General features: G+C 46.8%; 12 protein-coding genes. 1 reads left to right on the forward strand and 11 read right to left on the reverse strand.

Annotated elements, in window-relative coordinates:
* Positions 1-47: 47 nt before the first annotated feature.
* Together ABGT54_RS07825 and ABGT54_RS07830 are read right to left on the reverse strand one after the other, a co-directional pair.
* Positions 48-1751 (reverse strand): ABC-ATPase domain-containing protein, encoded by a 1704-nt coding sequence (locus ABGT54_RS07825; RefSeq protein ID WP_346663576.1) that lies wholly within the window; start codon positions 1749-1751, stop codon positions 48-50.
* Between the two features lies 1 nt (position 1752).
* Entirely contained in the window at positions 1753-2466 is a 714-nt protein-coding gene (locus ABGT54_RS07830; protein WP_346663577.1) for a pentapeptide repeat-containing protein, read from the reverse strand.
* A gap of 169 nt (positions 2467-2635) precedes the next feature.
* Between ABGT54_RS07830 and ABGT54_RS07835 the strand changes: the two genes are divergently transcribed.
* Complete coding sequence (locus tag ABGT54_RS07835) at positions 2636-3208, forward strand: Maf family protein (RefSeq protein ID WP_346663578.1); 573 nt, start codon at positions 2636-2638, stop codon at positions 3206-3208.
* Here the strand turns inward: ABGT54_RS07835 and ABGT54_RS07840 are convergent.
* The 9 genes from ABGT54_RS07840 to ABGT54_RS07880 all read right to left on the reverse strand — a co-directional run bounded on the left by ABGT54_RS07840 (position 3205) and on the right by ABGT54_RS07880 (position 14645).
* Complete coding sequence (locus ABGT54_RS07840) at positions 3205-4446, reverse strand: acetylornithine/succinylornithine family transaminase (protein WP_346663579.1); 1242 nt, start codon at positions 4444-4446, stop codon at positions 3205-3207. The two genes, ABGT54_RS07835 and ABGT54_RS07840, sit on opposite strands and share 4 nt — an antisense overlap.
* Before the next feature lie 171 nt (positions 4447-4617).
* Positions 4618-4794 (reverse strand): 30S ribosomal protein S21, encoded by a 177-nt coding sequence (gene rpsU, locus ABGT54_RS07845; protein ID WP_004054229.1) that lies wholly within the window; start codon positions 4792-4794, stop codon positions 4618-4620.
* 121 nt (positions 4795-4915) lie between these two features.
* Positions 4916-7555: an alanine--tRNA ligase gene (alaS, locus tag ABGT54_RS07850; protein WP_346663580.1), complete on the reverse strand. Its 2640-nt coding sequence runs from the start codon at positions 7553-7555 to the stop codon at positions 4916-4918.
* A 102-nt stretch (positions 7556-7657) separates the two neighbouring features.
* Positions 7658-9853: an ABC transporter permease gene (locus tag ABGT54_RS07855; RefSeq protein WP_346663962.1), complete on the reverse strand. Its 2196-nt coding sequence runs from the start codon at positions 9851-9853 to the stop codon at positions 7658-7660.
* Positions 9854-9858: 5 nt separating this feature from the next.
* Positions 9859-10581: an ABC transporter ATP-binding protein gene (locus ABGT54_RS07860; RefSeq protein ID WP_204909567.1), complete on the reverse strand. Its 723-nt coding sequence runs from the start codon at positions 10579-10581 to the stop codon at positions 9859-9861.
* Positions 10582-10667: 86 nt separating this feature from the next.
* Positions 10668-11855 carry a HAMP domain-containing sensor histidine kinase gene (locus tag ABGT54_RS07865; protein ID WP_346663581.1) on the reverse strand — a complete coding sequence of 396 codons (1188 nt, stop codon included), beginning with the start codon at positions 11853-11855 and terminating at the stop codon, positions 10668-10670.
* A complete protein-coding gene (locus ABGT54_RS07870; protein WP_204931228.1) occupies positions 11852-12523 on the reverse strand; it encodes a response regulator transcription factor in 672 nt (223 codons plus the stop codon). Before ABGT54_RS07870 ends, ABGT54_RS07865 begins: the two co-directional genes overlap by 4 nt.
* On the reverse strand, positions 12520-13392 hold the full coding sequence (locus tag ABGT54_RS07875; RefSeq protein ID WP_346663582.1) for a hypothetical protein: 873 nt from the start codon (positions 13390-13392) through the stop codon (positions 12520-12522). Before ABGT54_RS07875 ends, ABGT54_RS07870 begins: the two co-directional genes overlap by 4 nt.
* Before the next feature lie 263 nt (positions 13393-13655).
* The gene (locus ABGT54_RS07880; RefSeq protein WP_346663583.1) at positions 13656-14645 is read right to left on the reverse strand and encodes a hypothetical protein; all 990 of its coding nucleotides are present in this window, start codon (positions 14643-14645) and stop codon (positions 13656-13658) included.
* Between the last annotated feature and the right edge of the window lie 201 nt (positions 14646-14846).

A 14846-nucleotide genomic window follows, 5' to 3' on the forward strand; every position in this document is an offset into this window, starting at 1 on the left:
CTTTTTCTTCTGGTTTTACTTTTCCGGCAATCCCCTTATCCTGTGATTTACAGGTGCAGTCCCCGGTAACGGTTGATACAGGCAAACAGTTCCTGTTTTCTGGGAAGGCAGAGATTCCCTGGAATCATCCCGGCTCCTGTCAGCGCCTTCCATCCATCCAGGTCCACCCTCTGATAGATATTGTCAACGATCTGACGAATAGCAGTCTTTCCGTCCATCAGCTCCTCTTCTGCATATTTCATCATATATCCCAGGCATTCCAGCTGCTCGCTGTCCGCCAGCTGTTCCACATATCGTAAGTCGATATGCTCCTGTCCCAGAGTCACTGCGTCTCTTCCCATAGTCTTGATCTTGATCCGTCCCTTATGGTAAATCCCCGGATTAGATCTGGGACAACGGTCAAATCCCGGCCTCTTTACAGCTCCTTCTGGAAAATGCAGAGCCGGATATCCTTCCGCCGCTTTTTTGGCCATCTCCGTAATATCCTTTGGCACATAGTGATCCATCTGGATGATATGATCGGCGATCTGAAAATAAGCGCCGGAACTTCCTGCCACCAGGATTGTGGAGATCCCGCATGTGCGGTATAACTCTCCCGCCCGTTCAATAAACGGAGTGATCGGTTCCATCTCCCTGCATATCACCTGCTGCATCAGTTCGTCCCGCACCATAAAATTCGTAGCGCTGGTATCTTCATCAATCAGAAAGGCCGAAGCTCCGGCTTCCATGGCCTCCACCACATTAGCGGCCTGTGAAGTACTGCCGCTGGCGTCTTCTGTATCAAAAGCTTCTGTATCCTTTTGATTTGGAAGATTTGTGATAAACATAGAGATATCCGTATGTTTGATGGAACGTCCGTCTTCCGCCCTGATCTTAACTGCATCCGCATCTGTCACCACATATTCTCTTCCGTCTCCCGCAATGTGAGGATACACACACAGCTCCAGCGCCTTTAACAGTGTGGATTTCCCGTGGTAACCTCCTCCTACGATCAGCGTAATCCCTCTGGGGATCCCCATCCCAGTGATCCTGCCCCGGAAAGGAAGATCCATTTCCACTTTCATAGATTCCGGAGACACAAACGGCACGCCGCCCTTCATAGGACGCTGAGACACACCGGACTCTCTTGGGAGAACCGACCCGTCCGCCACGAAGGCCACCAGCCCACGTGCCTTTAGCTGTTCCCTGATATACGCCTGATCCTCTGCCAGTTCCATGATCCGTTCCGTCCGCTTCTGATCCAGATTGCGGCAGATACAGGAGTTTCTGACACACTGTGGAAGAAAGTCAAAAATAATTTTTACAAGCTCCCTGGCATTAATGGTGCGCCCATTGGCCGGGAATCCCACTGCAAACCTGATCACGATGTCCCCGGTCAAAGGATCAATACTGCAGGCGCTTCGCTCCAGCACCTCCTGCCCGCATCTGGTCACAGACAAAAGTCCGCTTTTGCCTGATCCTTTTGCCTGAAAAGAATACTTCCCCGCGGTTTCCCCGAATCTGCGGATCAGCTCATCCTGAAGCGCAACCCTCTTATGGGGCTTATCATAAAGCTTTTCCGGGAATCCTGCTGTCCTTCCTTTCACCTCAATGTGAAGCGCGGATGGACCGGCAAAAGGGTCTCCCTGAACATGGTCGATCCCCAGTCGGTACCCCGGAAACTGATACAAACCTTTCGTCTCTTTATATGCCGGATATCCTTTTCTGTCGATCCGGCCCAGTAATTGTCTTAAATCTTCTGCTGTTTTCATATTAATATGCCTTCGCCTCTTCCCTTGTCATCCAGAAATGAATGCCTGTGGTGGAATCCATCCACCGATCCTCATTAAAATCTCTGACTTCCACCCATTCTCCTTTTTTATAGATGAAATTTTCATCCACCAGAGACCAGGCCTCGTCAAATTCTTCTGTATAATCAAAGCTTTTAATTGTCAACACCTTCGCCCTGCTGCAACGGCAGGAAGGCAGTGTGGCGGAAGTACGTTTTGCGTCCGCCGGGATCAGAAGCTGTACCAGACGGTCATTGAAACATTTTTTATATCCGAGAAATGCTCCTGTTTCCGGACAGCGCATCCGAAACCACTGCGTGTCTGCATCTGACCGGATACCCTTCAGATCCGCATGCTCCAGTATGGCGCCAAAAAGATTGGCTCCGCTGATATTACTGTTCCGAAGATCACAGTACCGGAAGGACGCCGTTTTCAGATTGGCATTCTGGAAATCAGCGTCTTTTAACGGACATCCGTCAAAAAGAGCGTTTTCAAGACTGCTCCCGGAAAAATCCACCTGATTTAAAGTCGATCCCTGAAAAGAAGACAGCGTAAAATCTATATTACTTAAATCCCAGCCGGTAAGATCCGCATGCTCCAGTTCCCGTTCCCGAAAAAGAAGCCTCTCTCCCGTCTGTCTTTGCACTAACGCTTTCTTTAATTCTTCCTTTGACAGCCACTTCATTGCTCCTGCCATGGTCACCGCCCCTTTTTCCTGTTTTCAAAAGCAACTCATTCCTGTATACTGTATTTTAACATATAATCTATGTTTTTCAACATGCTTATTTTCAACAGGTCTCGACATGCGTACCACCAGGATTTATAATAGAGAGCAGTATCTATCTTTGCAGAAAGGAAAATCAGTCATGAAATATATTTTAGCTTCTGCGTCTCCACGCAGAAAGGAACTGCTCACCCAGGCAGGTCTTGCCTTTGAAGCAGTTCCTTCTCATATAAAAGAAATCATCAGAAAAGAAGATCCGGCAGAGATCGTGATGGACCTGTCTCTCCAGAAAGCCGAAGATGTTTACCGGACTCTGCAGCCGGTAAACCGCACAGTGATCGGCGCGGATACCATCGTCGTCTATCAGGGCGAGATCCTTGGAAAACCGGCCGATGCTTCCGAAGCTATGGATATGTTAAGCCTGCTGGCCGGCCGGACCCATCAGGTGTACACCGGCGTCACCCTGATCTTAAACAGAGGCGGTGATCCGACTGTGCGAAGTTTTTATGAAAAGACCGATGTGACTTTCTATCCCATCGACCGTTTTGATCTGCAGGATTATATCGCCTCCGGCGATCCTCTTGACAAGGCCGGAGCCTATGGCATCCAGGGCCCCTTCGCCATCCATGTGAAAGAGATCCACGGAGACTACAATAACGTAGTGGGGCTTCCCATCGCCCGTCTTTATCAGGAACTGAAAACCTTTCCGGATTAACCGGCCATCTTCATATCCAGATATTTCGCCGCTGCTTCGTCAATGGATTCTCTCATTACGCGGATCAACTGATCTACGTCTTTTTTCGAGGCGATCAGCGGCGGGATCATCCGGTTGACACGGTCGCCGATCGCTGTAAACAGTACTTTTCGCTCCAGCGCCTCATGCTTTACCTCCGCCGCGATCGGAAGATCATACTCGCATCCCACCAGAAGACCTTTTCCACGAGCTTCTTTTACATGAGGGAGTTTTGCAAGTTCCTGTCTCAGATACCGTCCTACTCTTCTTGCATTTCCGCTTAAATCTTTGTCAAGAATCTCTGTAACCGAAGCGAGCGCTGCCGCACAGGCAACCGCGTGGCCCGCATAAGTAGAGCCGTGAGTTCCCGGCGTAAAGGCTCTGGCAACCTCATTTGTCGCGCAGCAGGCGCCAATTGGCATGCCGCCTCCCATAGCCTTTGCCATAGAAACAAGATCCGGTTTCACGCCATACCCCATATATGCCATCGGAGTTCCGGTGCGTCCCCATCCGGTCTGCACCTCATCCAGAAGAAGCAGCAGGCCTTTCTCATCGCACAGTTTCCTAAGTCCTTCCATAAATTCCTGGGTAGCCGGATATACTCCGCCTTCTCCCTGTACAGGCTCAATCATGATCGCAATAGTATGGTCTGTGACCTTTGACGCAAAATCCTCCAGGTTATTATATTCTGCATAGGTAAATCCTTCCAGCATAGGGCCGAATCCCTGTTGGATCGCGGTGTCCGGCTGACCTGTTGCCGCCATGGATCCAAAGGTTCTTCCATGGAATCCTTTCTGTGCTGTAATGATATGATATTTATCCGGTCCATAATGGTCGATCCCGTATTTTCTTGCCATTTTGATCATACATTCATTGGCCTCTGTACCGGAATTCTGATAAAAAATCTTATCCATTCCAATGGTATCACAGATCTTTTTTGCCAGCAGTGCCTGCGGAATCGTGTACGGATAATTGAAGGTATGCATGATATCATCCATCTGATCTTTGGCCGCCTTTACCACTTCCGGATTGCAGTTTCCGGGGCTGTTGACTGCTACGCCGCCGTAGAAATCCAGATATGGTGTCCCTTTTTCATCATACAGGTACATGCCTTCGGCCCGCTCTGCGATAAAATCATACCGCTCATAAGTTTCCACCATATACTTGTTTACCATTGCCTTTAATTCCTCTGCTGTAAGTCCCGTATCTCTTAATCTCATGATATACTCCTTTCTCTTCCCTTGTTGCGGTTATCCACTGCCGTTTTCATAAGAAGGAATCCTGCTTTGCACGATTTCCTATGAAGCAAAAAAGGTGCCGTATCCTAAGATACGGCACCTTTGCCTGACATATTTCGTATAACTTTATGTTCTTATTTTTAAAATCCTTTTCTAGTTATACTTACGCTTTCTAGCAGCTTCAGATTTCTTTTTACGTCTAACACTTGGTTTTTCGTAATGTTCTCTTTTACGAATTTCCTGCTGAATGCCGGCTTTCGCGCAGTTTCTTTTGAATCTGCGTAAAGCACTATCCAATGTCTCGTTTTCTTTCACGATTACATTTGACATACTCTCACACCTAACCTCCCTCCAGTCCTATATTGTGCATCATATGACTGTTCGGGTATATTTCTTGCACACATAGAATTATAGCACATATTTCGTCTACGTCAACATTTTTCGTATTTTTTTATGACAATTGTTCTTTTAAAACCTCCGGCACCTTAGCGACAGCGGCCTCCATGCCTTCCGGATTCTTTCCTCCGGCCTGGGCCATATTCGGGCGTCCGCCCCCGCCTCCGCCTACAAGTCCGGCAACCGCTTTGATCAGATTGCCTGCATGGGCGCCTTTCTTCACGGCTCCATCCGTGGCCATAGCCATCAGGGACACCTTGCCGTCTGTAGCGGATGCCAGTACGATCACACCTTCACCCAGCTTTTCTTTCATCTGATCGCCCAGATCCCGCAGACCGTTCATGTCTACGCCGTCCAGTTTCACTGCCAGAAGCTTCACGCCGCAGACCTCTGTCACCTGATCGGTCACATCACCCATGGCGTCTTTTGCCAGCTTGCTCTTTAAGCTCTCTACTTCGCTGTGCAGTTCTTTATTTTCACTCTGCAGGTGAGCGATCTTCTCTTCCAGCTTATCCGGATTGGTCTTCAGTAATCTGGCGGCCCGGTTCAGCTTTTCTTCCAGTGCGCGGTAATAATCATCCAGTCCCTTAGCCGTCAGGGCTTCGATTCTCCGCACGCCTGCCGCCACACCGGTCTCGGACAGGATCTTGAATGCCCGGATCTGTCCGGTATTTGGTACATGTGTACCGCCGCAGAACTCAATGGAGAAATCTCCCATGCTGACTACCCGGACGATATCGCCGTATTTCTCTCCAAATAATGCGGCTGCCCCGGTTTTTCTGGCCTCTTCGATCGGCAGGTTCTCAACTTTTACCGTGAGATTCTTACGGATCTGTTCATTCACGATATCTTCCACCTGCTGCAGTTCTTCCTTAGTCAAAGCGGAAAAATGAGTAAAGTCAAACCGCAGTCTCTCTGCATTCACAGAAGATCCTGCCTGTTCTACATGGGTGCCCAGTACGCTGCGGAGCGCCTTGTGGAGCAGATGGGTTGCGCTGTGGTTATTGGCAGACAGGGTACGATTTTCTTCATCCACCAGAAGTTCCGCCTGATCGCCTGCTTTCAGCATTCCCTTTGTCACATGACCTACATGGCCGATCTTGCCGCCGTGAAGCTTGATCACATCCTCTACCTGGAATTCTCCCTCTGCAGTGCGGATCACACCTTTATCGGCCTCCTGACCACCACTGGTGGCATAAAACGGAGTCTCGTCTACAATGATCGTGCCTGCCTGTCCCTCAGTCAGCGCCTCCACGATCTCAGTCTCTGTAGTCAGAACCGTGATTTTCGATTCACAGGATAACTGATCATATCCTACAAATGCAGAGGTGATCGCCGGGTCAATGGACTCATATACCGTCACATCCGCGCCCATATAATTGGTGACTTCGCGGGCATTACGTGCAGTCACTCTCTGCACTTCCATGGCTGCCTTAAAGCCTTCTTCATCCACAGAGATTCCCTTCTCCTCCAGGATCTCCTTCGTCAGATCCAGCGGGAATCCATAGGTATCATACAGTTTAAATGCCTGATCTCCGGAAAGGACTTTCTCGCCTTTTTCCCGGATCTCTGCTTCCATCTCGCTTAAGATAGATAGACCCTGGTCAATGGTTCTGTTAAACTGATCTTCTTCCTTATCAATGACCTTCAGGATAAAGTCTTTCTTCTCTTCCAGTTCCGGATACCCATCCTTGGATCCTTCGATCACAGTAACGGCCAGGGTAGTCAGGAATTTCCCCGGAATATTCAGAAGTCTTCCATGACGGCAGGCGCGTCTTAAAAGCCGGCGCAGGACATAACCTCTTCCTTCATTGGAAGGCATGATGCCATCAGAGATCATAAAGGTAACGGAACGGATATGGTCAGTAATAACACGGATGGATACATCCGTTTCATAGTCCTTGCCATACTCTGCATTTGCCAGACGGCTTACATGCTCCCGCAGTTCCTTAATCGTGTCTACATCAAACATGGATTCTACATCCTGGACGATGCAGGCCAGACGCTCCAGGCCCATGCCGGTATCGATATTTTTCTGCTCCAGTTCGGTATAGTTGTTATTGCCATCATTATCAAACTGGGTAAATACGTTATTCCAGATCTCCATGTACCGGTCGCAGTCGCAGCCTACGGTACAATCCGGTTTGCCGCACCCAAACTCCGGCCCTCTGTCATAGTAAACTTCCGAGCAGGGACCGCAGGGGCCGCTTCCGTGCTCCCAGAAATTGTCCTCTTTTCCAAAACGGAAGATGCGCTCCGCCGGGATGCCGATGTCTTTATTCCAGATCTCCCACGCTTCATCATCATCCAGATAAACCGACGGATAGAGTCTGTCCGGATCAAGGCCTACTACCTCGGTCAGGAACTCCCAGGTCCAGCCGATGGATTCTTTCTTGAAATAGTCGCCAAAAGAAAAGTTTCCCAGCATTTCAAAAAATGTACCGTGACGGGCTGTCTTTCCCACATTTTCGATATCTCCGGTACGGATACATTTCTGGCAGGTAGTCACACGCTTGCAGGGCGGGATCTCCTGTCCGGTAAAATAAGGCTTAAGCGGTGCCATGCCGGAATTGATGAGCAAAAGGCTCTTATCATTATGAGGTACCAATGAAAAACTCTTCATTGCCAGATGTCCCTTGCTCTCGAAGAACTCCAGGAACATCCTTCTTAATTCATTTACTCCGTATTTTTGCATAATTTCCTCCTGTATTTAGGCTATCTTTTAATTATAAAGAGAGCCCCGGCGTTTGTCAACGCCGGGGATTTTAAAAATCACATCAATGAAAGTTACACTGTATCACATATAATCACTCTGCAATACTTCTACCAGATCACACTTCAGGATCTGCCTGCCGCCCAGGTAATATGCCAGCCCCACAAAGCCAAAAAGCACTGCGATAAAAAGCGCGACAGGAACGATGGGAGCCGCCGACCAAAATTCCATCGGGTTCAGGTAGCTTGCCCGTATCATCAGCCACACAAACACAGCGGTGACCGGCAGCGTGATCAGAACAGGACGGCCTGCGATGACGAGGGCCTCGACACAAAACATTTTTCGCATACCTTCCGGCGTCATGCCGATGGACATATATCTCGCAAATTCTCTTTTTCTCTGCCGGACAAATCCCAGTGTGTTGGAAAATACATTGGCGATCCCGATGAGGGCCAGCAGCACACACAGCGCCCCAATGATCAGTTTGTATCCGTTCAACATGGCATTATTGTCTATCTTTTCCTGAATCCGGTTTTCTACCTCGAAAGAAATGTCATGCCCCAGCACATTCGTCAGCTCGTTCTCGATCGCGCTCAGTTCTGTCAGGGTTCTATCTTTTTCTGAAAGAATGCGAATATAGGTGTCTGGCTGGGCGTTTCCAATCGTTCCCTGGATTTGTTTCCAGGTGGAGAGGGATACAAACTGGACTAATGCATAGTTGTCATATTCCTCTCTCAAAACCGGCGGTTCCTGTGTAAGGCTAAGAACCGGGATCGCCACAGCCGCAGCGGCATCTTCCAAGTTCCGCAAAGTCACCGCGTCCTGGTTCCCTGACAAAAACGGAACGTATTCCTTGTATCTGAAATTGCTGTTTCTGTTATCCCAAATGCGGTTCAGAGCAACGCTCCCGTTCTCCGGCGAAGAGACGCCGATCTGTTCGCAGTATGCGGCAAAACTGCTGTCATCCATGATGACGATGGGAGCCTGAATGGCATAGATCCCATCCGCCATACTGACCTCACTTCCGGCTATTCCATCAAGACCGCCCAGGCTTTTGACCTCTTCGCTGAGGGCGTCCGCCCCAATAGAACAAACGGCGTTTGCCTTTTGATAGATCACACTGTCTGTATCAGCCAAAGCATGGATTTCATCCGTGTGAGAAAAGTCCCCGATCTCTGTGTCCTTGAGGGTTGCCATCACATCCCATGCATCCTGGTAGCGCTCAAAGTAAGTATGGTTTGTGCTGATCCCGGATAGAGTAAAAAAGCTCAGCATGAGAGCAAAGCCCAGAAAAGAGAGGGTCAGCGACAGCGTGGCGGTCCGCAGAGATTTTCTCTGTGCTTTCAGCGCATTCCCGGCAAGCTCCCCTTCGGTTCCAAATAAATGCGCAAGAATACGGGATTTTTTTCTCCGTTTTAGCTGTAATTCTCCCGTGTTTTTTATGGCTTCCAGTGGGGTCATCTTGCTCAATTTCCTGGCTGGCAGCCAGGCAGAAATCAGTACCGTCAAAAACGAGGTCAGAATCGTGACTGCAAACACCAGCGGATGATAGGCAAAGGCAGCTTCATGTCTGCCGATAATACCATCGGCGAGAATATTGACTGCCTGGATGGCTCCGAAGGTCAAAGCGATTCCGACAAAACTTCCGATCAAAACAGGAATCACACAAAGCATCGCCGCTTCCTGTAAAAGACAGGTGCGAATTTGCCCCGGCGTCGCCCCAATGCTGGAAAAGATGCCAAACTGATGTACACGGGCATTCATAGATACAGAAAACGAGTTATGAATGATTAAAATCAACGACACCGACACAAGCAGGAGTACAAAGAGATAAAAAGCCATCAATAAGGGCGGATGGCTGTCCTGCGGATCGTTAATGAAATAACTTGACAACAGTGTTTCATGATATGATACGGAACTTTCGGGAACGCCTAACTGCCGGGCGATCAGAGGCATATCCTGATACACGGCCCTCATGTCATCGAAGCAGATATCGACTATAAGAGTCTGGCCGTCTGATAAATCCTCATTAATCACAGCCGTTTTTACATTGGCGAAATTTTCAATTTCAGACACTTCATCTTCTTCGAACGCTCCACTAATGCGTCCCTGCCAGTTTCCTTCTTCTAAAACAACGGATTCTATTTCATAATTCCAGAAGTTATAAAATAAACCGCACAGTAAAGAAAGAAACAGAGCAGAAATAAACGCAGAGGTGAGAACGGATACGCTGGAAGCCCGATTCTTTTTGATAAATCCTATCGAATAGTCTTTCCACATATCCTTCACCGACCTTTCTCCTCGAGGATCCCTTTGTGCCACTTAGCTGTATCGCGGAAATGATCGCCGACGATTTTCCCATCTTCTATGGTAATGATGCGATCCGCCTCCAATGCGATCTTTTCATCATGGGTAATCAAAAGAATCGTCTGTTCCAGGTTACGGTTAGATAATTTTAGCAAGTCAATAATTTCCTCTCCGTTTTTCCGATCCAGGTTGCCTGTCGGTTCATCGGCAAGCAGGAGAGCCGGGCGATAGATCAGAGAGCGGGCGATGGCGACGCGCTGCTGCTGTCCGCCGGAAAGCTGGCCTGGCAGTGATTCCAGTTTGTCTTCGATTCCCAGGGAATGTACAATCTGCTCAAAGTATTCTTGATTGGGTCCTCGTTTGTCTAACAAGAGCGGCATAAGTATATTTTTCCGGACAGTCAGGGTGGGGATCAGGTTATAAAACTGATAGACCAGCCCGACCTTTCTGCGCCGGAAGATGGCTGCCTGCGTCCGGTTCATGGCAGATAGTTCTGTCCCCTCTATCAGGACTTTCCCTTCTGTCGGCTGATCCACACTTCCCAAGATATGCAACAGTGTAGATTTTCCCGAACCGGATGCCCCTACGATTGCTACAAATTCTCCTTTTTGTACGGACAAGTTAATGTGGTTAAGCGCCACGACCTGATTGTCTCCGGAGCCATACACCTTACGGACATTTTCGCATCTTAGTATTTCCATGTCACTTTCTCCTTCCTCTGTCCCCCGCGCGTTCCACAGCATAAAGGGACCGCTTTGCGTACAGTATAGCAAAGTAAAGTGACATCTCAGTGACTGTATATCCTTATTTCAAAACAAGCGCCGCCAGTTTGCAGATTGCGGGCGGTTATGGTTCCATTCTGCAATTCAAAAATGGAACGGGCAAGAGCCAGGCCAATTCCGATTCCATCGGGAGCAGCACACCTTCCCCGGTAAAAACGATCAAAAAGATGAGGTAAGTCCTCTTTATCAAAACCCGCCCCGTCATCCCATACACGAATTTCTACATAGAGAGGGTTGCCAGAGTATTCACAATGGACTACGCCGCCCGGTTTGGAATGTTCCATACAATTCTTTATGAGATTGATGAGGGCTTCCATTGTCCACTCCAAATCTCCCAAAAATTCGATACAGCCATTTTCCGGAATGTCAACAGTAATATGATTATTCCGCAATAGGTCGTTTAGATTATCTGACGCCAGATTTAACACAGTATAAAGATCAACCTTTTCCCGCTTGAGCGGCAGCGTTCCGGCATCAATTTTAGAAAGCATAAGCAAGGATTCTTCCAGACGGTTTAATCGTTTCAACTGCTGTCTGACCTGTTCTGCGTAAGTTCCGGGAACCTCTTTTTCCATAAGCTGCAACGACAAAAAGGCCGATGTGATCGGTGTTTTCAGTTGGTGTGCGATATTGGCCAGGTTCTCTGCGAAATTTTTCCTTGCGGCAACTGCCATTTCTCTTGTTTGGTAAAGCGATGTAACTGTTTTGTATATCTCGTCCTGCAGATGGGAATATTCATCTTCCTGCGTTTGTACCAGCGTCCCCCCTGCGCCAATGTTGACCTGCTCCAAATAGGCCGTCAGATCGACGATCCTCTTTCGATTTTTTCTGCGGAACAGAAAGATTGCGGCCGCAAAGGCGCAGGCAGTCACAAGAAAAAACAGAATCGGGAAAAGCACTGTATCCGGCGGGAAATCATAGCAAAAATCATCGGCCCGGTATCCGTATTTTTCCAGATAATCGTTCCCCTTAAGTTTTTCTTCCGTCAATGAATGATACTCTTTCAGTGCCGCTAATAACTGCGGCTCTGCTTCAGGAACGTTTGCCAATATGGTTTCGCACAATGCCGAAATATGTTCAAATGCAATCTGCCAGTACGTATGCAAGAAAAAAGCGGCGGTAAATATCGTGCCCGCCGCAAAAACAACAAACGGAAAAATCAGAAGTATATTGTGTTTCCACTTTTTACTCATTGTGTGTCCTCCATACGGTAGCCAAAACTTCGGATCGTTTTTAAGCAGGCTGGATAGTTCAGCTTTTCCCGCAGTCTTTTCATTGTGACCGTCAGCGTATTATCGTTCACATAATTTCCGCTGCAATCCCAAACCTGCTCTAATAACAGGTTTCTGGTAATCGTTTTTCCCTTGTTTTCCATCAGGATCAGGAGAAGTCTGTACTCCGGCTGGCTTACAACAATTTCCTTCTGCCCGTCATAGACAGCTGTTTTCTCCTTATCCAACATCAGGTCATCACAGAATAGCTTTGTATCGGTTACGGTTTTGGTTCTCCGTAGCAGAGCCAGAATACGGGAATACAAAACAGCAAGATCAAAGGGCTTTACCACATAATCATCCGCCCCGTTTTGGAAGCCGGTAACAATGTCATGGGAATCACCGCGAACCGTCAAATAGATAACAGGCAGAGTTTTCCATCTTTCCCGGATCCAGAGGCACAATTCATTTCCCTGTCCGTCCGGCATATTCCAGTCCAGCAGGACGATCATAGGCAAATGACCGATCAGGGCTTTCTTGACATCGGCAATCCTATCAAAAACATTCACTTTGCAATTCTGCTGCTCCAAATATTCTTTTACAGACTTACCAATTGTTTCGTCATCTTCCACGTAATAAACTTCAATCATGATAGTTCCTTCACAAGCCTTTGGATAGTATCTTCCTCTTCTTCCAGAGCCTCTGCAATCTCGGAGACAGATTTACCCTTTGCGAGCTTTTTTTGAATCTGATTCTTTAATTTATTCTCTTCTCCCTTTCGCACGCCAACCTTCTCGCCGGCCTCCCACGCTTCCTCACGTTCCTGTCGGATATGTTTTTCCTGATCGTATTCATAAATACTCACGTTCTTCGCCTCCCTGCGATTCTTCTCCAAGAACTCCTTTAAGACCCCTTCCCGAATGCACTCTGTAATAGCACGCTCTACCGCCTCCGCAATGGGCTGGTCTTTGGCATACTTTCTCACCCGACCTGTATATTCCGCATACTCCCATAACGTATGGCAGGCTTCCATCAACTCCGGGTTATGTCCCTGATTCACATTCAGCATCAATATTTCCATCTCCAGCTTCGGGACTTCTTCCTTCACCGCATATAGTTCGGAAAGTTTCAGAATCTGTCGGTCCGGCTGTTCTTCTTCTCCGTTATAAAAAACCACGAACCGGGGCGCCGGAATTTGTACTTTTTTCGTTCCATAGAGGTTGGCATCCGCTGTCATCCCCGACAGAATATCTGACAGATAAAACAAAAAACGCAATGCAAGGTTTGGACTATACGTGGATTGATGCTCATAAAGCGACAACCTAGCGTCAATAAGAAAAGACAGATCATTTCTCATCGACATATAGATGGCGTTTTCCAGGGTGTTGATCTCCAGAAGTTCCGGATCTTCATAATGTTTTCCACTGACTGCATTATACAATTCTAACAGTTTCTTCTTATCCTCGAAAATCATAACGAATAGGCGCGCCTTATACAGACGATTCAGTCTTTTTTCCATCCTGTTTCCTCCTTTAAAATGAATGATTCGCAGGAGGCATCCGCCATCTGGAAACCTCTCTGCATTGTTTGATTAGGATACAAAGCATTGAGATTTCTTTTGACGAATAAAGTCAGAATGTTCGATGCGGCAGACACCGCCAAGAGGTGAACCATTAGAAATGAAAATGCTTTTATTGTGATAAAACTATCACCGATTTTATTCCATGTCAACTCTTTTTAAGAGGATTTTCCAGGAACTAATATACTTGTTTAGTCACTATCCTAAAAGTCTATTTCGTACTCCAGATACCTTCTGGATTCATTCTGTGTCTCGCTTACAAGAGTCGCATTTCCTCCGCATTTCATTCCTTTTATAACAGCATCTATTTTTACTGCCTCACTCTCCTTCAAACCAGAAGAATTACTGAGTTTAATCATAAGTTTTTGATGCAATATAGGACTGTGTTCATTTATTCGCATTTCTATGAGATTATTGATACTGGGATCATATTTTAAATGTTTCAATTTTGGTTTCACTGGATCGTGTCCTGGAAAGCTCATCTCTGCTGCTATTTCTGCCGCTATGTAATCCCTGCCTTCAATGTTTTGTTCTGCGTTTACAGCTGTAATTCCTTCCTTTGCTTTTCCTTCTTTTTTCTTCTTTGAAAATGAAGCTTTCTGTTCTTTATATGTGACTTTAAAATGTTTTGCCCCAAGATCCTGGGCGATTTTTTGTAATTCATTAATGCGTGCTTGTTTTAAGTAGTTAAAATATTCGTCAAGTGCAATATACATTTCATGATCACTTGGATTTACATAGTAAAATTCTTCATTGCAGTCTGGATAGAATGACAACCCGAACTTATCTATAGAATCGCGAAAAATATTTATCATGCGAAGATCTTTTTTATCAGATCGGAAGCCAATCGAATTTTGACAAACTTCGCTTTCCACATATTTTTTATCTTTTTCAGTCAACCTGATAAACTTAGGTATTACAAAATCTGTATCATTCAACTCCTCTAAAAATAGCGGCTGCAATGTTTTCAATTCCAACTGCCGTGCTTTCTCGTCTACAGTTTCTTTCAAAGCATGCGCTTTCTTCTTTACCGTATGTCCGACATTTCCAGCCACAATAGTCACATCTTCCAGATCAAATTCACCATCTTCATTCTGATCAGCCATACGAATGGTAATCTCTTTGGATTTCTCCAGGATATTTTTTGCATTTTCTCCAACATTTGAAACTAATTTACTGATCTTTCTCTCCATTTTTTCTCACGGGACAACTTTCGTTATCCTTCTCCTCATACTATTGTAGTAGTGTTTTTTGTCCCTCTCCAAGGACTGCGAATTCCATATGAAATATATAAATATATACGGTTACTAAATATACTGTATTTTATTATACACTGATCTCTTATGATTGAAAATATTTTACTCTCACATTTTGTTTTGCAAAAAGGGCCATTG

This window comes from uncultured Merdimonas sp. (genome assembly GCF_963929015.1).
Classification (GTDB): domain Bacteria; phylum Bacillota; class Clostridia; order Lachnospirales; family Lachnospiraceae; genus Merdimonas.